Annotated in this window: 14 protein-coding genes and 1 pseudogene; 6 read left to right on the top strand and 9 right to left on the bottom strand. The window is 64.6% G+C overall.

The annotated features are described in order from the left end of the window. Positions 1-152: 152 nt before the first annotated feature. The 3 genes from NDY25_RS04265 to lexA are packed head-to-tail and all read right to left on the bottom strand — an operon-like array spanning position 153 to position 2853. The gene (locus NDY25_RS04265; protein WP_168957980.1) at positions 153-1571 is read right to left on the bottom strand and encodes a Y-family DNA polymerase; all 1419 of its coding nucleotides are present in this window, start codon (positions 1569-1571) and stop codon (positions 153-155) included. 9 nt (positions 1572-1580) lie between these two features. Continuing rightward, positions 1581-2234: a translesion DNA synthesis-associated protein ImuA gene (gene imuA / locus NDY25_RS04270; protein ID WP_168957981.1), complete on the bottom strand. Its 654-nt coding sequence runs from the start codon at positions 2232-2234 to the stop codon at positions 1581-1583. A 1-nt stretch (position 2235) separates the two neighbouring features. Beyond that, positions 2236-2853 carry a transcriptional repressor LexA gene (gene lexA / locus NDY25_RS04275; protein WP_168957982.1) on the bottom strand — a complete coding sequence of 206 codons (618 nt, stop codon included), beginning with the start codon at positions 2851-2853 and terminating at the stop codon, positions 2236-2238. 158 nt (positions 2854-3011) lie between these two features. Here lexA and NDY25_RS04280 point away from each other — a divergent pair, with 158 nt between their 5' ends. Together NDY25_RS04280 and NDY25_RS04285 are read left to right on the top strand one after the other, a co-directional pair. Then, positions 3012-3233 (top strand): AbrB/MazE/SpoVT family DNA-binding domain-containing protein, encoded by a 222-nt coding sequence (locus NDY25_RS04280; protein ID WP_006450805.1) that lies wholly within the window; start codon positions 3012-3014, stop codon positions 3231-3233. 8 nt (positions 3234-3241) lie between these two features. Beyond that, positions 3242-3667: a type II toxin-antitoxin system death-on-curing family toxin gene (locus NDY25_RS04285; protein ID WP_104550538.1), complete on the top strand. Its 426-nt coding sequence runs from the start codon at positions 3242-3244 to the stop codon at positions 3665-3667. Between the two features lie 240 nt (positions 3668-3907). Here the strand turns inward: NDY25_RS04285 and NDY25_RS04290 are convergent, their stop codons facing one another. From NDY25_RS04290 to NDY25_RS04310, 5 genes and pseudogenes are all read right to left on the bottom strand, one after another. Next, on the bottom strand, positions 3908-5212 hold the full coding sequence (locus NDY25_RS04290; RefSeq protein WP_168957983.1) for a jacalin-like lectin: 1305 nt from the start codon (positions 5210-5212) through the stop codon (positions 3908-3910). Between the two features lie 109 nt (positions 5213-5321). Beyond that, positions 5322-6662, bottom strand: coding sequence for a histidine-type phosphatase (locus NDY25_RS04295; RefSeq protein WP_233366614.1), 1341 nt, complete (start codon positions 6660-6662; stop codon positions 5322-5324). Between the two features lie 314 nt (positions 6663-6976). Beyond that, the gene (locus NDY25_RS04300) at positions 6977-9874 is read right to left on the bottom strand and encodes a TonB-dependent receptor (protein ID WP_168957984.1); all 2898 of its coding nucleotides are present in this window, start codon (positions 9872-9874) and stop codon (positions 6977-6979) included. Between the two features lie 197 nt (positions 9875-10071). Then, positions 10072-11155 (bottom strand): annotated as a pseudogene (locus NDY25_RS04305) (FecR family protein). Next, complete coding sequence (locus tag NDY25_RS04310) at positions 11152-11676, bottom strand: RNA polymerase sigma factor (protein WP_023903059.1); 525 nt, start codon at positions 11674-11676, stop codon at positions 11152-11154. The pseudogene NDY25_RS04305 and the gene NDY25_RS04310 overlap by 4 nt, the downstream one beginning before the upstream one ends. Positions 11677-11967: 291 nt before the next feature. Here NDY25_RS04310 and NDY25_RS04315 point away from each other — a divergent pair, with 291 nt between their 5' ends. Genes NDY25_RS04315 through NDY25_RS04325 form a run of 3 tightly spaced genes read left to right on the top strand, consistent with a single transcriptional unit; the run spans position 11968 to position 15898 of the window. Next, on the top strand, positions 11968-12546 hold the full coding sequence (locus NDY25_RS04315; protein ID WP_168957986.1) for a (2Fe-2S)-binding protein: 579 nt from the start codon (positions 11968-11970) through the stop codon (positions 12544-12546). Beyond that, positions 12519-13604 (top strand): FAD binding domain-containing protein, encoded by a 1086-nt coding sequence (locus NDY25_RS04320; RefSeq protein WP_256627790.1) that lies wholly within the window; start codon positions 12519-12521, stop codon positions 13602-13604. The genes NDY25_RS04315 and NDY25_RS04320 overlap by 28 nt, the downstream gene beginning before the upstream one ends. Continuing rightward, entirely contained in the window at positions 13601-15898 is a 2298-nt protein-coding gene (locus NDY25_RS04325; protein WP_168957988.1) for a xanthine dehydrogenase family protein molybdopterin-binding subunit, read from the top strand. Before NDY25_RS04320 ends, NDY25_RS04325 begins: the two co-directional genes overlap by 4 nt. Positions 15899-15997: 99 nt before the next feature. Here NDY25_RS04325 and NDY25_RS04330 read toward each other — a convergent pair whose 3' ends face one another. Beyond that, positions 15998-16648, bottom strand: coding sequence for a TetR/AcrR family transcriptional regulator (locus NDY25_RS04330; protein WP_256627791.1), 651 nt, complete (start codon positions 16646-16648; stop codon positions 15998-16000). Between the two features lie 132 nt (positions 16649-16780). Between NDY25_RS04330 and NDY25_RS04335 the strand changes: the two genes are divergently transcribed. Then, entirely contained in the window at positions 16781-17854 is a 1074-nt protein-coding gene (locus NDY25_RS04335) for an NAD(P)-dependent alcohol dehydrogenase (protein WP_168957990.1), read from the top strand. Positions 17855-17927: the final 73 nt, after the last annotated feature.

A 17927-nucleotide genomic window follows, 5' to 3' on the forward strand; every position in this document is an offset into this window, starting at 1 on the left:
AATATCGCGCTGCCACCACACCGTCTTTCCAGTGAGCCGCAGATCGCCTCGTTGCAGATGCTCTTTCCCTGCGGGGCATCGGGTGCTTGCGGCACCGCTGCAATGACCACCCGGACAAGCAGTGCTCGGTTGGCGCAGGGGCATGGGGCGGATCATGCGAACCACCCATGCAACATCCAGCCATCCACACGGCCGGGTGCGGCGAATGCCCAACCACGTCGGCCGCGCGCAGTTTCTACGACGTAATAGTCGCGACGTGCTTCGTCGTCGTCCCACCAGCCGCTTTCCAATCGCTCAGGACCGGAGACGATGCGCAACTGCGCATCGTGCAAGGGCACCGGCTGCGGCAACAACCAGGTGGGGCGCGGCGGGCGCGGGGGTGCATCGGTTTCGCGCTCCGTATCGCCGATGGCGCGACGCCAGGCGCGTTCCGGGCGCGGGTCGTCGGCCGGCAGCACGCGATACACCGCCTCATCGCCCAGCCGCGCGCGCAGGCGCTCGCGCAGCTGCGGCCATTCCACCGATTGCTGCGCGCGTTGATCGAACAGATCGCGCATGGCCGGCACGAACGGTGGCAGCTGCCGCGCCAGCAAGCGCATCGCCACCACCGGCCGCGGGATCTCCACCCGCTCCAGCCGGTTGCGTGCAAGCTCGAACAACAGCGTGGGCGCACGCTCCGGCGTCAGCAGGCCGATCTCGACATCGGTGGCGCCTTGTTCGTGTTCCAGCCGCAGCAAAAACCGTTGCACGCCGCCATCGCGGATGGACAGATACGTGCACAGATCGCCGATCAAACGGCGCAGCGGGAACAGCAGCGCCGGATGCATTTCCACCTCGTAGCCCAGTTCCACACGCTGGTCGAAATGATCTGGCGGTGCGTAACACTCCAAGGGGTCGTCGACCTGGCCGTAGAGGCGGTCTAGGTGATCGAGTAGTCCTGCACCGAAACGCCGGCGCAGCCCATCGCGCGGCAATGCACGCACCGCAGCCAGCGTACGCACGCCCATGTGCTGCAGGCGCTCGCCGACATCGCCGGGCAAGGCGGCACGACGTACCGGCACCTTGTCGAGCGTGCTGTGCAAAGCCGGCAACTGCGTCACCACCATGCCGTCGCGCAAGCCGGCCAGCACGCGCGCGGCGCGCGGTGTAGGTGCCAATGCAAGCCGGTGCTGGAAGCCCAAGGCCTGCAGTTCATCGCGCAGGCGCCGCTCGAAACGTGGCCAGGGACCGAACAGCCGAAAACTGGCGCCGGCTTCCAGCACGATGGCGCGCGACCATTGCTGGCTCACCAACGAACTATGCCGATACGCCCACGCTGCGAGAAACCGCTGCGTGCGCGCCTCAGCCTGCGCCTCGTAATCGATGGTGCGCACATTGGCCATCAACGCATGCGCCGCCGACAGCCGCATGCCGGCTTTCAGACCGGCGGCAGACGCCGCTGCGTTGACCGAATGCAGGCTGCGCAACTGCGCCGGCCCTTCGACCAGCACCAACGGCGCGTGCGGCTCTTCCAGACGCCGAAGGACAGCGTCCAGCGCCAGCTGCGGCAGCAATAGGCAGGCCCACAACATGCGCGCGCCTCAATGCGCCAGCCGCAACGGCTGCGAGGGGACCTGCCCACCGCGGCATTTGCGCACCTGCCAGGCATCGCGCTCGGGCAGAAATTCCAGCCGCAAGGCGGCCGGCGATGCATTGACCGCATGCTTGCGGTCGCGCAATGCGAAGGCGCAGCAATTACCGCTGTCGGCGGCGACTTGTAGCCGCCGCAACGCGCGCGCATCGCCGGTCTGCGGCCAGCCCAATACCGCCGCGCAGGCACCGCTGCGCAGGCATTGTTCGAACGCCCACAAGGCGTCGCGCGGCTCGGCCTGCACCACTTCCAGATGTTCCAGCACCACCCCGCCGGCCTGCCAGGCCGGTGCGTAGGGAATGAACGGCGGCGCCACCAGCACCACCCGGCTGCTGGCGCCGGTCATGCGCGCCAATGTGGGCAACAACAATGCGATCTCGCCTACGCCGTGCGCGGGCAACAGCAATTCGGTCAGTGCCCGCCGCGGCCAGCCACCATCGGGCAGCAGCGCATCCAGTGCGGCATGCCCAGTGGATTCGCCGCCATGGGCAATGGCCGTGCCGTGACCTGCGCGCCAGACTGTGCGCGCGGCCAGCAGGGCGTCCAGCGGCAGTACGACTGCCGCGTTGCCGTCCTGCCTGATGCGCGCGGGCTCCTGGCTCATCTCAACCCTGCCGGATGAGACCGCAATACAGCCCTTCGATCGCAAAGTCGGCATCGGCGGCGACCACGATCGGCGCATGCGCGCGATTGCGCGGCAACAGTCGAATGCGCTCTGCCCCGCGCTCCAGTCGCTTGATGGTGATTTCGCCATCCACCCGCGCCACCACGATCTGCCCATCGCGCGCATCGTTGCTGCGATGCACGCCAACCAGATCGCCGTCCAGAATGCCATCGTCGATCATCGAGTCGCCTTGCACCTGCAACAGATAATCCGGGCGCAGCGAGAACAGCGCGCGGTCCAGCCACAGCTGGCGATCCAGCCCGATATCCGCCCCGATCGGCACACCGGCCGCCACCCGCCCCAGCACCGGCAAGGCCAGCACCGCATCGCGCGCCGGATCAGGCCTCATCCGGCCTGGCACGCGGATGCCGCGCTTTTGATTGGGCAGCAGCTCGATCAACCCGGCCTCGGCCAGTGCCTGCACGTGCTTTTGCGCGGCATTGCGCGAGGCGAAGCCGAATGCCTGCGCAATCTCGGCCAGGCTGGGCGACACCCCTGCGCGGGCCTGTTCCTGCAGAAAGATCAGCACCGCCGCACGTTTGGGAGAGAGAGGTTCCATGGAAGAAAACGGCCAGCCGGGACTAGGTGTACATTTGTACACCCCTCGGTCGCAGCAGGCGAGATTGGCCAACTCAGCTTGCTGAGCCGATTCAGCGAGCGAGCTTGCGACGGACCGGGCAACGAGTTATAACTTACGTAATAACAAAGGGCGCCGCCATGAAACTCAAGATCACCTCCATCGGCAATTCCGCCGGCGTCATCCTGCCCAAGGAACTGCTGGCCCGTCTGCGCCTGGGCAAGGGCGACGAACTGTATGCGCTGGAAACGCCCGACGGCATCAAGCTGACCGCGTTCGACCCGACCCTGGCCGCGCAGATGGAGGTGGCCGAGCAGGTGATGCGTGAGGATCGGCAGGTGCTGCACAAGTTGGCCAAATGAACACGCGCATGGTCGTCTGGATCGAGCGCGCGCTTGCCTTGGCAATACACGAACGTCAGTTGAGCGAGCACGGTGGCGCAGCTGGCGTGCGTGATGAAGCCTTGCTGGATTCGGCGCTGGCACGCCCGCAACAGTTGTTCTCCTACGGCGATCCCCCGCCCGACCTGGTGGAACTGACTGCGAGCCTGGCCTATGGGCTGGCACGCAATCACCCGTTTGTGGATGGCAACAAGCGCACCGCCCATGTCTGCTATCGCGTCTTTCTTGGACTCAATGGTGCTGAGCTCATTGCGTCGCAAGAAGACAAGTACGTCGCCATGATGCAATTGGCCGATGGCGCCTGGAGCGAGAAGCAGTTTGCGCAGTGGCTACGGGCTAGGGTGCGCTTGCGTGACGACCGGCATATCCATGAGACACGACCCACCTATGGCTGAGCATCCCTCGGGCTGATAGCACTCTGCTTTGCGCTCGTCCCATGCAGCCGTGCAGAGCGTTTCTACTTCCGTCATCAGCGGTCTCGTTGCACTGTGCACAGTGAAGAATGCAAGCAAGCACGGCGTCAATATCGCTGAAGCCTGGGCGTGCAGCCGCTCACGCAACACTGGCCATCCCTGGCCGTGCCGCTGCTACGCAACGCGTTACGCTCGTTACGCAGTCTGTTGCGTCAGCTACGCTCAGTCCTTCGCATACACCACACCCAACTTGTCGATCTCGTCGCCGGCGCGGCCGGTGAAACCGGCGATATGCCAGCCGCTCGGCGCGGTCAGCGTGTAGGTCTCGCTGCTCGGTGTGCCCACCTGCACGCTGCGGCCTTTGTTGGTGCGCAGGCTCAACGAAAATACGCGGGTGCGGTCGTTGTACTTGCCCACCGTGAATGTGGCCGAGGACAACGTTTCGTTGGCACCCAGCGACAACGTCGTCGCCTGCCCACCGCTGCCGCCGTGCGCGAGCAGCTTGCCGCTGTCCAGGATCACACCCAGGCCATCCAGACGCGCGCCACCGCGCAGGGTCACCCCGCTGAGCGGGCGACCGCCGGTGTTGCCGGCCAGGTCGTTGAACGGGATACCGTGCGGGCCACCGAACTGGTCGCTGGTGCGCAGTCGATCGCCCACTGCCCAACCGAACTGCGCATGCAGTGGGTAATGGTCGGACAGGGGCTTGCCTGCACTGTCGTAGAAGCCGCCGCCATCGAGCTGATAGCGGTTGGCCACCAGGGTCAGTTGCGGCGCATCGCGGTACAGGATCTTGTCGACCACCTCGCAGCTGTTGGTGGGTGGCGTGCCGCACAGCAGCGGTGCGGCGCCGGCCGCCGGTGCGCTGCCCTTGATCAATTCCAGCCATGGATCGGTCAGGCCGTTGGAGGCGATCAGCTCGCGGATATTGTCGTCGCTGCGGGTATAGCGCGTGTTGGAATCCATCATCACCAGCACCGCGTTACCGGCCGACCAGGTCTGGATGAACTGCGCCAGCTGGCCGATATTGGCACGGCGTGCGGACAGATCGCCCGCTTCGACACCGGCATTGGGATGCGCGTTGTAGACATCCAGCAACACGCCATCGGCCAGGCGCACGCGCATGTAACTGAAACCCTTCGGGGTCAGGCAGTCGGTGCCGTTGCACTGATTCCACTTGATCCGGGTGAAGTCGCTGAAGGGATAGTTGCTGAGCGTATTGAGCCCGTCGCCGAAGGCAGCGCCGCCACTGGTGGCGGTGCGGTACGGATGCGCATCCCCCGCGTACAACGTGGCGTGGTAGTTGAAGTCTTCCTGCACATTGACCAGGCCGTAAGGTGCCAATTTCGGCGCCAGCAGTGCGGTGTTGGTGGCCGGCGTTCCGCTGGACAGCCCTTCGGGCAGGCCGGCGACGTTGTAAGTCAGCACGTCGAGGACGCCGACGTTTGTTTGTGCCTGGGCGATGCTTGCACAGGGAAGACCGAGCGTGATTCCGAGACTGACGAGAGTACGTAGCTGGTGGAGCATAAATCGCCTCTTGCAGTGATAAGAAACAGCGGCTGGCACGGTGGCCAGAGAAACGGCGCTCATGCGCCGATGCAACCACACGCGCCGGTCGTGGCCGGCGCGTGCAGCGTCATTCGCTCAGGTAATGCGGGTCGATTGCGGAGCCGATCAACGTGGCCAAGGCCGGCAGTGGGCAGTCGTAATCCGGTGTGGCGCTGCTGCAGCCAGGAATGAACACAGGCGACGAGGGCGGCGGCGCTTGTGGCGTCAGCACGCGGCGTTCGCGCAGTTGCGCCAGGGTCTGCGCGGTGTAGCGCAAGCGGATCACGCGCTGCCCATCGGCACGGCGCCAACGTTCGAACACCAACGCGCCGCCGGGCACGGTCTGGTCGGGCTGGTAACCGGGCAACTGCCAATGCAGATCGAACATGCCGGCCAGCAAGGTCAGCGTGCCGTCGTGCCCGGACAGCACTATCAGCCGTGCATCGCCACCGATCGGCGTGGAGTGCGGTGCATTGCTGTTGTCGCTGGCATTGCGGTTGCCGTTGCTGTGAGTATCAGTGCCAGCGTCGGCAGTGCTGCCTTGCTGCAATGTCGCCAGTAATCGTGCGGCCAGCGGCGAACTTGCCATGCGCGCCACCGTCGGCGCACGCAGACGCAGCGCGAACTCGGCCTGATGCGGTGCGAATACGCGCAGCAGACTGGCCTCGTTCACGCCTTGCCACCCCAACGCGGCAAAGTCCTGGCCATCGGCCCAGCCCATCAGCAGGCTTTCGCTGATACCTGATGCTGCCGGTGCAGGGCCTTCGACACCGGCAATTACATCGTGGGCATCGCCCATGCGCGAGTGCACCGCATCCAGGCGTTGTTTGCCGGCACCAGCCTGCGCTGGACACGGCCGCTGCGCGCACTGCAGCAGCAGTTGCTGCAGGCTGTCGATCGCATCGTGTTGCGCCGCATTCCAGGCCGCAACATCTCCACCGACGCGGCCGGCGATGGCCGCACGCATCAATGCAGCGGCAGCTGGCTGCCGCAATGCCGGGGCACCGTCGAACAGGGGATCGGACGCGTCATCGGCAACGTGGTGCACCGTGTTCGTGCACCCCGGCGTGAGCGTACTTGCCAACGCACGTGCCGAGGCGATGGTGCGCTGGGTGCGATTGGCCCAGTAGTAGACGTTGGCGCAGCCATCGCCATCGAACACACCGAGCGGCGCGTAATGGGCGCGGTAATAGCTACCGAATAACGCTTCCAGACGTGCACCGTTGGCGGTCAGGTGACCGGCCGGCACATCGAAGTGTGGCCAGGGACGTGCGGAATAGCGGCCCAATTGCTCCGGGCTGGACATCGCCGCACGCACGCCGTGACGTTTGAGGATCACGACTTTTTCAAGTGTCTCCGACGCCGCGGCAGCGGCATGCGCCACTTCCAACGCAGCCGGGCCGGCAACGAACAGCACAAAGAAACACATACAGATACGGGGCAGTAATGACATGAGTGGTCTCAAAACGTGGTGCACCCACTGCATTGCGCGAGATCTCGCGCAATGCAGCTGGAAACAGCCCCAACGCGGGCGATGCTGTATTGCATGCGGCGCCCTGCAGCAGGCACCGAGTAGCGGCAGTGGCTGCCGCCGACAACCGTGGAACGGCGATCAACGCAACTGCGCAGCTGTCAGGTGAGCGTGGCCGATGCAGGAGCGGCATGCACCGCTCCTACGCTCGGACCACAAGCGCGCCGTCCGCAGCCAGCTGACGACTGCTCGTCAGCCGGTCCCGGCCATTCTCAAAAACGCGCGCGCATCCCCACCGACCAGGTGCGACCATAGTCGGTATAGCCGCCGAACAAATGATCGCCAACGAACTGGCGCTGCACTTCGCCGGTGAGATTGATCGCGTTGACGAACACCGACAGCGTGTCGTTGACCTTGTAGGCCATGTTGGCATCCAGGCTGCCGAACTGGTCGCTGTTGAGCGTGGCCACATTGGCGGTGCCCACCGCGTTGAGAATGTCGTCGCTCCAGCTATAGCTGACGCGCGCCATCAACGGCCCCTGCTCGTAGAACAGCACCGCGTTGTAGGTGTTCTTGGCCACGCCTTCCAGGCTGTCGGTGAAGTTGCTGGTGCCGTCGTGATAGGTCGCCTTGCTGTCGGTCCAGGTGTAGTTGAGCTGCATGCCCAGGCCATCCAGCGGCGACGGCAGGCCGCTAAACACCTGCTGATACGCCACTTCCGCACCCTGCACCATCGCCTTGCTGCCGTTGGTCTTGGACGACAACAGATAGGTCTGGCCTTCGTAGACCAGATTGGACATCTGGGTCTGGATAAAGCTGGAAATATCCTTGTAGAACAACCCGCCGGTCAGGGCCGAGGTGCCATCGATGTACCACTCGAAGGTCAGGTCGTACTGCCATGCCTCGAATGGCTGCAACGCAGGATTGCCACCACTGGCGGTGAAGCGTTCGCCACTGGAATTGAAGGTGAGCTTGGACGACAGATAGGTGAGGTCCGGGCGCGTGATCACCTTGGCAGCGGAGCTGCGCAACACCATGTCCGCGCGCACGTCCCAGGCTGCATTGAACGAGGGCAGCACGTTGGTGTAGCTGCGCTCGAAGTGCACCGGTTGCGCACTGCCGTTGACATCGGCATGGCCATCGGTGGCCTGTTCGGTGCGCACCACGCGCGCACCGAGATTGCCACGCAGCTCGCGGCCGGCCAGTTCGGTGCCGAAGTTGGTCATCGCGTAGGCCGAGGCGATCTTCTCCTGCACCTCATAGGAGTTCTGCAGGTCGGCGCTGTTGGGCGTATTGCTGAGATCGGCGCTGGTCGGCCAATTGCCCCAAAACGTGGATTCGATCGGCGCCAGCCATTGCCGCGGCATGTTGCCGTTGGCATCGGCCAGCATGTCGCCCACCGGCAATGCAGTGAAATTGCTGCCCGGGAAACGCACGCCGGCAATGCTGTTGAGCAGCAGGTCGGCACGGTCGTAAGTGCGCGAACGCTGGCGATACTTGGCGCCCACCTTGAAGTCGCGGAAGAAGCTGCCGTCGAGCGCACGCTTGGCATCGAACTGCAGTGCATCTTCCTTGTCGCGTGCATCGATCTCGCGCCATTCCAGCCGGCGCCCTGCGACGGTGGCAGGGTTGGTTGGATCGAAGCCGTTGGTGAAGCTCCAATCGGGCACGTTGTCGCCGTCGGCCTGCGGCATGTCCACGCGCATCGACAGGTTGGTGCCGCTGCGCAGGCGTGTGCGTCGGATCGGGTCCGAATCGTAGCTGTGCGCCTGCGAGTGGAATGCCACTGCGCCCAGCGTCCATTGGTCGCCGCTCCAGGTGCTGGACAGGCGCGCACTGCGGTTGTCGTCGGTGATGCCGGAGGTCTCGCGCGAGATCTGTACTTGCCCGTTGCGGTAATCGAAGCCGGTAATGCCGCCGTTTTCCACACGCAGATTGCTCAGCTTGGCCAGGCTATCGAAACCCACGCCCATGCTGTATTCGTCGTAATGCACGGTCTGCTTGGCATAGAGCAGATCCAGATTGGTCTCCCACTCCGCGCTCGGCTTCCACTGCAGCGAGGCGGCCACACCGGTGCGTTCGCGCTCTTCCAGCTCCAGCGTCGGGCGCAGACCGGTGGGCACGTAATTGGCGCCAGGCACACCCGGCACGCCGTTGCGGTAATAGTCCCAGCTCACCTCGTTGACGCGGTCCTGGCGCAGCGTACGTTGCGCATACGCGCCGGAAATCAACATGCCGAAAGTGCCTTCGGCGTTGACCCAATTGAACAGCCCGGAGGCGCGCGGATCGTTGGCCTGGGTGCGCTGGGCCTGACTCGATTCCAGCGACACATTGGTCAGCGTCTTGCCCAGTTCCAACGGGCGGAACGTGCGTACGTTGATGATGCCGCCGATGGCGCCTTCGTCCAGGTCGGCGGTGGGGCTCTTGATCACGTCCAGGCCGGAGACCAGTTCGGCCGGCAATGTGTCGTAACGGAACTGGCGACCTGTCTGACCGGACGTGCGCACGTTTTCGTTGACCGCCATGGTCTGGCCGTTGAGCGTGGTGACCTGGAAGTTGGGGCCAAGACCACGCACGCGCACGTACACGCCTTCGCCGCGGTCGCGCACGATCGACACGCCGGGCACGCGCTGCAGTGCTTCGGCCACGTTCTGCGCCGGCAGCTTGCCGATGTCTTCGGCAGCGATCACATCCACCACGCTGTCGGCGTAACGCTTCTGCCGCAGTGCGGCGCTGAGGCTGCCGGCGTAACTGCCAAGCACCTGGATGCTGTCCAGTTCCTGCACCGGTGCGTCTGCGCGCGGCATTGGCGCCGTTGCGGTCGTTGCGGTTGCAGGAACCGCCTGCTGCAGGCCGGGCGCTGGCTCGGTGGTTTCGATCGTCACCGTGGTCGCATTGAGATAGCGGTAACGCAGGCCGGTGCCATCGAGCAATTGCTGCAAGGCCTGCTCCGGTGCAATGCCGGCAGCGGTGGCGCGGGTCTGCGGGTTACCGGCCACGCCCGCAGCATAGACAAACTGCAGCCCGGTCTGACGCGACAGCGCATTGAGCGCGCGTGCCAGTGGCTGGGCAGGAATCGCATCGACCGCGATGGTGGCAGGTGCCGCCTGGGCGCCGGCAGTGCCGGCATGCAGGGCGAGGGCGATCGAAAGAAACAACGTACGGCGCATCGGGGAATCCAGTAGGGGAGGAAGCAATGCGCAGCACCTCACGCGAGGCGGGAATGCTGCGTTGTACCCGGACTACGAGGATCGACAGCGACAATCGGGCACCGTTTTTTGATGAATTTTCTGTGACACCTGCGGGAGGTGCGAGCGCTGGGCGCGCGCAGGCGATGCACGCATCGAGACGTCACTTGGCACCACGGCTATCGCGCAAGCGCGCCCTGTGCAGGCCGGCTGTGCACATGCAGAATTCCCGGCGCACTGACCACCCGTAGATTCGGCTGGCCGTCGAGGAAGGCGCGCAGCGAGGCGATATCGTCGCCGCGTAGATTGCCGGTGAGCAGCAACGCACCGGCGGCAGCGTCGTCGATCAACAAGCGCGTGCGATTGAGCCGATTGAAGTCTTCGGCCACCGTGGCTAGCGGTGCGTCGCGGAACACGATGCGGCGCTGCCACCAGGCATGCATCGTGGCCACCTCTTCGCTGGCCAGTTCGACCTGGCCAGTGGCATCGTCGATACGCGCGCTCTGCCCTGCCCCCAGATTGGCGAGCATCGGTTGCCCAGCACGCTGTTCGTGCCACACGTGTACACGGCCCTCGGCCACCTCGATGCGTGCCTGGTGTTGATACAAGGCAACATCGAAGGTGGTGCCGATATCCTCCACCCGCAGATGGCCTGCGTGCACTTGCAAGGGGCGCCGGTCCGGTGCGACCACAAAACTGGCCTGGCCGCGCAACAGCTGCAGGTGACGGCTCCATGGCGTCATGGTGGCGCGCACGCTGCTTTGCGCATTCAGATGCACCACGCTGCGATCGGCCAACTGCACGCTGCGCTGCTCGCCGTGCACGGTGGCGTAGGTTTGCGTGCGCGGCCAGGCCCAGCCAGTCAGCACCGCCACCCCGCAGAGCGCTGCGGCAAGCCCCATGCTCCATGGGCGCACGCGCGCACTGCGTTGGGCTGCGGAGCGGTGTGGCTGGGCCGCATGTTGCGGCGTCAATCGTGCCGGCAACGGCAGCGCGATCACGTTCCGCGCCACTGCATCAGTGCTCTTGCGCCGGTCGGCATCGAGCAAGGCGTACACGTCCATCCATGCCGCGCAATGCATCGCCCAGTTCGCCAGCCACGCGCAGCACGGCCATGTATTCGCGCACATGCAACGGCGATGCCGTCAGCCATTGCAGAAAGCTGGCCTGTTGCCCCGCATCCAGCGCCTGCATGCGTTGCAGCGCATGCCAATGCGCGGCCTCAGCGACAGCGCTGCGGCTTGGCAATGCAGATTTGCTCACCAGCTTTCTCCGCTGTCGGCCACTGCGCGTCTGCACGCCGACAACCCACGTACCACGTGTTTCTTGACCATATGCGCAGACACCCCCATGCGCTCGGCGATCTGCTTGTAGCTCAGCCCATCGCGGTACTGCATCACCAGTACCGCGCAGGTGCGCTCCGGCAATGTCGCCAGCAAGGCCTGCAAGCGTTGCTGGCGCTGCTGCCGGTGCGCGGCGTCTTCCACGTCGTCGCCTGCGGCCAACACCTGCGAAAACTGCTCCATCTCTTCGATGCGCAGCGGCGCCTGTTTACGTCGCACGGCCTGCTCGCGCGCCAAGTTCAGCGCCACCGTATACAGATAGGCCTCGGGATTGGCGATCGCCTCACCCTGATCCTGATGCGCACGCAACAGGCGTAGATAGGTCTCCTGCACCAGATCCTCCGCCTCTTCTTTGGCACCACGGCGCACGAAAAAGCCACGCAGCACCGATCCATGCTGGGTGAACACCTGCGTCCACGCGCGGGCGGCGTTGGCTTTCATGAGTGGGCGCTCCCCTTGCGCTGGGCCGGCTAGCCTGGCCAATGCAGGTGACACCACGATGACGCGCGGCTGCATGGCGTGCGCCCGTGCATGCAGCGTCGTACCGCGCCGCTCCAACACGCGGGTCATCCACACAAGCGACGTCATGCGCAGCCAGCGCGTCCCGCTGCACGCGTGAGCATGTTTCGACATCGCGCACGTGTGAAAGATGCATCACCCACCTACACCACACCTTGACCAGGCAGGCATCAAGGTGAGCGTCCTCCTCTCAGCCATCGCCACGGGGTTCGCATGAATGCCACGCCCGCCACTGCCACTCATCTGGCGCCGGCAACCGCTACCACTGCTGCACCGACCTACCCGGTCAACCTGCGCATCAACGGCCAGCCCTACCAATTACAGCTCGAAGCCTGGGTGAGCCTGCTCGATCTGCTGCGCGACCGGCTCGATCTCACCGGCACCAAAAAAGGCTGCGACCACGGCCAGTGCGGCGCGTGCACCATGCTGGTGGATGGTCGCCGCATCAATAGCTGCCTCACGCTTGCGGTCATGCAAGACGGCGCCGACATCACCACGGTCGAAGGCCTGGCCGATGGCGAACAACTGCATCCGTTGCAGCGCGCATTCATCGAAAACGATGCCTTCCAGTGCGGCTATTGCACGCCTGGGCAATTGTGTTCGGCTATCGGCATGATCAACGAAGGCAAGGCGCATGACCGCGATCAGGTGCGCGAATTGATGAGCGGCAATCTGTGCCGTTGCGGTGCCTATCCGCAGATCACCGATGCGGTGATGGAGGTCTTGGGCAAACCCAGCGACAGCAGCGAGAGCGCCACCACACCGTGGACGCCAGGGACGGTGCCGGCATGATTCCGCTTACTTACACGCGCCCGGACAACGTCGATGCGGCGCTCACTGCACTTGCAGTGCGCGGCGACCCACAGCCGGTGCCTGCCGAAGCCCCCGTGCGTCTGATCGCCGGCGGCACCAATCTCACCGATCTGATGAAGCTGCAAGTGATGCGGCCCAGCCGCCTGGTCGATATCAACCGGCTGCCGCTGGACAGCATCAGCACGCAGCCCGATGGCGGACTGCGCTTGGGCGCGCTTGCGCGCAATGCCGACACCGCTTATCACCCGGACGTGGAAACACGCTACCCCTTGCTGAGCGCTGCGATTCTGGCCGGTGCTTCGCCTCAGATCCGCAATATGGCCAGCAATGGCGGCAACCTGTTGCAGCGCACGCGCTGCGTGTACTTCTACGATCATGCCACGCCGTGCAACAAGCGCGAGCCAGGCACGGGATGCTCGGCCATCGGCGGGCTGACCAAATATCACGCCATCCTGGGTGCCAGTGCGCACTGCATCGCCACGCATCCCTCGGATATGTGCACGGCATTGGCAGCGCTGAATGCAGTCGTGCATGTGCAAGGCCCCAATGGCGAACGCGATATTCCCTTTGCGCAGTTCCATCGTTTGCCGGGCGATCACCCGGAGCGGGACAGCACCCTGGCGCCGGACGAGCTGATCGTGCATATCGATCTGCCCGATGCGCAGCGCTTCGCCGCGCACAGTGCCTATCTGAAAATTCGCGAGCGCCTGTCGTATGCCTTCGCGCTGGTCTCGGTGGCCGCAGCGCTGGAGTTGGCAGAAGACGGCAGCATCCGGGAGGTGCGCGTTGCACTGGGCGGCGTGGCGCACAAGCCCTGGCGCAATCCCGAGGCCGAGGCGCAGCTGGCGGGCAAGCCGGCCACGGCAGAGAGTTTCGGCAGCCTGGCGGATGCGTTGCTGCAAGGCGCGCAATCGCAAGGCGAAAACGCCTTCAAACTGCCGCTGGCACGCCGCGCGATCGTGCGTGCATTGGACGTCGCCCGCGAGGGCACCATCGACAACCGCGGGCGAACCAGCGCGCTGGAGGAATCGCCATGAACGCACGCAGCACCGATCTATCCAACAGCGACCTGACCCCACCGGTTGCCGACAGCGGCACCGGCTATCGCCCCACCGGCACCGGCGTCACCCGCATCGACGGGCGTGCCAAGGTCACCGGCCAGGCGCGCTATGCCGCCGAATGGCCGGTGCCGGATCTGGCCTATGGCGTGGTGGTCAACAGCAGCATCGCCAAGGGCGAGATCGTCGCCTTCCATCTCGCCGCCGCGCGTGCAGTGCCCGGCGTGCTGGAAATCGTCACCCATGAAAACCGCCCGCATATGCGCGGCATGGACCTGTTCTACAAGGACATGACCGCACCTGCCGGTTCGCCGTTCCGCCCCTTGTACGACAACAAGATCCTGTACAGCGGCCAGCCGATCGCTCTGGTGGTTGCCGAAACCTTCGAAGCGGCGCGCCACGCGGCGCATCTGGTGGAAGTGGAGCTGCTACAGGACCCGCACGAAACCAACCTGATGACCAATCTGGACCGTGCGCACAAACCCAAGGCCATGAAGGCAGGTTTCTCCCCGCCGCCCAAGGACAAGGGCGAGCCGGAGACCGCGTTCGCCGATGCCGCCGTGCAGGTCCAGGCCGACTATTACAGCGGCGTGGAGCACCACAATCCGATGGAGTTGTTCGCCTCCACCGTGATCCGCGAGGACGATGGCCACTTCACCATTTACGACAAGACCCAGGGCTCGCAGAACAGCCGTTGGTATGTCTCGCATGTGTTCGGTTTGAGCAAGCGCAAGGTCACCGTGCGCAATCCCTACGTGGGCGGTGCCTTCGGCTCCGGGCTGCGCCCGCAGTATCAATTGCCGCTTGCGGTGATGGCCTCGATCCTGCTGGACCGCTCGGTGCGCGTGGTGCTGACGCGGCAACATATGTTCACCTTCGGCCATCGCCCGGAGACATTGCAGCGGCTCAAGCTCGGTGCAGACCGCGACGGCACCTTGCGTGCGATCTGGCACGAAGCCATTGCCGAAACCTCACGCATCGAGGATTACGTCGAGGTGGTGGTCAACTGGAGCGGGCAGTTGTACGCCTGCGACAACGTGCATCTGGGCTACAACCTGGTGAGCCTGGACCAGTTCAGCCCGATGGACATGCGCGCACCCGGCGCCGCACACGGCGTGCATGCGCTGGAAGTGGCGATGGACGAGCTGTCCTATGAGCTCGGCATGGATCCGCTGGCGCTACGCCTGAAGAATTACGCCGAGGTCAATCCGGCCGACGACAAGCCTTTTTCCAGCAAGGCGCTGCGCGCCTGCTACCAGCAAGGTGCCGAGCGCTTCGGTTGGGCGCAGCGCCCGTTGCAGCCGCGCGCGCGCAAGGAAGGCAACGAATGGGTCGGCTGGGGCATGGCCACCGGCCAATGGGATGCGATGCAGATGTTTGCGCGCGCGCACGCCGTGTTGCATGCCGATGGGCGGCTGGTGGTGAGCAGTGCGGCCAGCGATATCGGCACCGGCACCTACACGGTGATGGCGATGATCGCCGCCGAAGCGCTGGGCTTGCCGCTGGAACAGGTCACCTTCCAGCTCGGCGATTCCACACTGCCGGTCGCACCGATCGAAGGCGGCTCGTCGCATGTGACCACGGTGGGTTCGGCGGTGGATGGTGCATGCGGAAAACTACGCGCGCGGCTGCTGCGGCTCGCTCAGGCATTGCCCAATTCGCGCTTTACCAAGGCCAAACTGGACGAGGTGGTCTTCGCCGATGGCATGCTGGCATTGCGCGCCGATGCCGGCACCACCGTCGCCTTGACCGAGCTGTTGCGTGCCGCTCAGCTGGACCAGATCGAAGACAAGTTCCTGCTGCTGCCCAACGTGTTCAAGCAACGCAAATACACCCGTGCCACCCATGGCGCGGTGTTCGTGGAAGTGCGCGTGGACGAAGAGCTGGGCACGGTGCGGGTGACCCGCGTGGTCAGCGCGATCGCAGCCGGGCGCATCCTCAACCCGATCACCGCGCGCAGCCAGATTGTGGGTGGTGTGGTGTGGGGCATCGGCCAGGCGTTGCACGAGCACACCCAGTCCGATCACCGTTTCGGCCGCTTCATGAATCACGATTTTGCGATGTATCACGTCTCGGCCAACGCCGACATTCACGACATCGATGTGATCTTCGCCGACGAGGACGACCGCATCGTCAGCAGCCTGGGCGCGAAGGGCGTGGGCGAAATCGGCCTGGTCGGTGTTTCGGCGGCGATCTGCAATGCGATCTTCCATGCCACCGGCAAGCGCATCCGCAGCACACCGATGACGCCGGACAAGGTGATGGCGGACTGAGAAATGCGGGGCGATGTGCTTGCGATACACAACGCCACTGGATGTTGATGAGGTACTCAGCGGGCCCAATGCATCCATTGCACTGGGCCCGTTTCAGTTTCAGCGCTGGTGTAGGTCCACGCGTGGTGTGCTGCTGCTCATCCATGCAACGAGTATGGAGTCAACGCCAATCAGCCAATCAACGGCGCGCGGTTTTTTCTTGCCTTGCGCATCGGCACCACCGGCCTGCACCGTTGCCAAGGCCATGGTGATCAACCCGGCGATCAACCGCCGCAGCACTGCCTCATTGTCGGCCGAGGCCTTCAAACTGGTGGTGGCAAGCCGCAGGATATACGCCAGATCGGCCGCCGACATGGCGCTATCGGCACGCACATGCGGGCTCAGCAGCTGCACCAGCGTGGTTTCCATCTGCTGGTACAGAGCGCCCAGCGCATCGGGCGCATACACCCCGCAGTTGGCCACCAGATCCATGCCGTTGTCCGAACCGATCACTGCCGCCACCGGCTCCAGCACCCAGATATCGAACAAGTGCCGCAACTGGGTCTGCAAATCTTGTGAGCCACGCACGCGCTGGGCGGTTTCGACCATGCAGAATGCGCGCTGGCGCGCCACTTGCGCGGCGAAGATCGCCTCCTTGTTGGCGAAGGCGGCATACAGCGAGGGCCGCGACATCTGCGTGGCCTGCGCAATATCGCTCATGCTCACCTTGCGGTAGCCATGACGCAGAAACAGCTGCAGCGCCACCTCCATGACGCGCGCCTCCTTGCTTACAGCCTGGGGCGCGGCAGGCGCAGGCACTGCCTTCGATGACTTTACACTTGACATTATTTGTAAATAGGTAAACCTTACACGTTCCGCAGAGTGTAAAGCACAGTGACCGCCATGACCTCAACCGACACCCATCCCGCCGGCCAGGGCCGCACCACCCGCGCCTATGCCGCACTTGAAAAAGAAGGCGCCATGGTGCCGTGGCAATTCGAACGCCGCGCGGTACGTGCCAACGATGTGGCGATCAAGGTGTTGTTCTGCGGCGTCTGCCACTCGGATCTGCATTCGGTAAACCACTGGGCCAGCGAGTACCCGCTGGTGCCCGGCCATGAAATCGTGGGCGAGGTCATCGAGCTGGGCGCGGATGTCGAAGGCTTTACGCTGGGGCAGCGGGTAATGATCGGCACCATCGTCGATTCCTGCCGGCAATGCCCGCCCTGCCAAGCGCACGATGAAGTGTATTGCCGCGAGTTCCCCACGCTCACCTTCGACGGGCTGGATCGCGTGGACGGCAGCCGCACCCGCGGCGGCTATTCGGAGTTCTACGTGTCCGATGCGCGCTTCGTGTACGCGCTGCCCGACGGCCTGGACCCGGCCGCTGCCGCGCCGCTGTTGTGCGCCGGCATCACCTGCTTTGCGCCACTGCATCGGTATGGCATCGGCCCCGGCCACACCGTGGGCGTGGTCGGTATCGGCGGGCTTGGCCACCTGGGCATTAAGTTCGCACGCGCGATGGGCGCGCATGTGGTGGCGTTCACCACCTCGCCGAAGAAAGCTGCCGAAGCCCAGCGCCTGGGCGCGCACGAAGTAGTGCTGTCCACCGACGCTGCACAGATGCAGGCGCAGGCCTACCGCTTCGATTTCATCCTGGACACCGTCTCACGCAGCTATCCGATGAACGACATGCTCAAGGCACTCAACCTGGACGGCACCTTGTGCACGCTGGGCCTGCCGGACCAGCTGGATTTCCGCCCGGTCATGCTCGCCATGGGCCGCCGCAAGATCACCAGCTCCGGCACCGGCGGCACCGCCGACACCCAGGCGATGCTCGCGTTCTGCCAACAGCACAACATCGTGGCCGACATCGAGTTGATCCGCATGCAGGACATCAACGACGCCTTCGCCCGCGTGCACGACAACGACGTGCATTACCGCTTTGTGATCGATCTGCAGGCCTCTGCGTTGTAACCGCGCGGAAAGCGAAAGCAGTCTGGTTACCTGCGTCGCCCATCCTGTAGCGTGCACACCCACTCCACCCAAG

It is taken from the genome of Xanthomonas hortorum pv. pelargonii, from assembly GCF_024499015.1.
Lineage (GTDB): Bacteria > Pseudomonadota > Gammaproteobacteria > Xanthomonadales > Xanthomonadaceae > Xanthomonas > Xanthomonas hortorum_B.

Excerpts from the sequence above, each read along its gene's own strand:
- NDY25_RS04265 (WP_168957980.1), bottom strand. The coding sequence starts at position 1,571 with ATGTTGTGGGCCTGCCTATTGCTGCCGCAGCTGGCGCTGGACGCTGTC.
- NDY25_RS04280 (WP_006450805.1), top strand. The coding sequence starts at position 3,012 with ATGAAACTCAAGATCACCTCCATCGGCAATTCCGCCGGCGTCATCCTG.
- imuA (WP_168957981.1), bottom strand. The coding sequence starts at position 2,234 with ATGAGCCAGGAGCCCGCGCGCATCAGGCAGGACGGCAACGCGGCAGTC.
- NDY25_RS04290 (WP_168957983.1), bottom strand. The coding sequence starts at position 5,212 with ATGCTCCACCAGCTACGTACTCTCGTCAGTCTCGGAATCACGCTCGGT.
- NDY25_RS04300 (WP_168957984.1), bottom strand. The coding sequence starts at position 9,874 with ATGCGCCGTACGTTGTTTCTTTCGATCGCCCTCGCCCTGCATGCCGGC.
- NDY25_RS04310 (WP_023903059.1), bottom strand. The coding sequence starts at position 11,676 with ATGAAAGCCAACGCCGCCCGCGCGTGGACGCAGGTGTTCACCCAGCAT.
- NDY25_RS04285 (WP_104550538.1), top strand. The coding sequence starts at position 3,242 with ATGGTCGTCTGGATCGAGCGCGCGCTTGCCTTGGCAATACACGAACGT.
- NDY25_RS04315 (WP_168957986.1), top strand. The coding sequence starts at position 11,968 with ATGAATGCCACGCCCGCCACTGCCACTCATCTGGCGCCGGCAACCGCT.
- NDY25_RS04330 (WP_256627791.1), bottom strand. The coding sequence starts at position 16,648 with ATGGAGGTGGCGCTGCAGCTGTTTCTGCGTCATGGCTACCGCAAGGTG.
- NDY25_RS04295 (WP_233366614.1), bottom strand. The coding sequence starts at position 6,662 with ATGTGTTTCTTTGTGCTGTTCGTTGCCGGCCCGGCTGCGTTGGAAGTG.
- NDY25_RS04335 (WP_168957990.1), top strand. The coding sequence starts at position 16,781 with ATGACCTCAACCGACACCCATCCCGCCGGCCAGGGCCGCACCACCCGC.
- lexA (WP_168957982.1), bottom strand. The coding sequence starts at position 2,853 with ATGGAACCTCTCTCTCCCAAACGTGCGGCGGTGCTGATCTTTCTGCAG.
- NDY25_RS04325 (WP_168957988.1), top strand. The coding sequence starts at position 13,601 with ATGAACGCACGCAGCACCGATCTATCCAACAGCGACCTGACCCCACCG.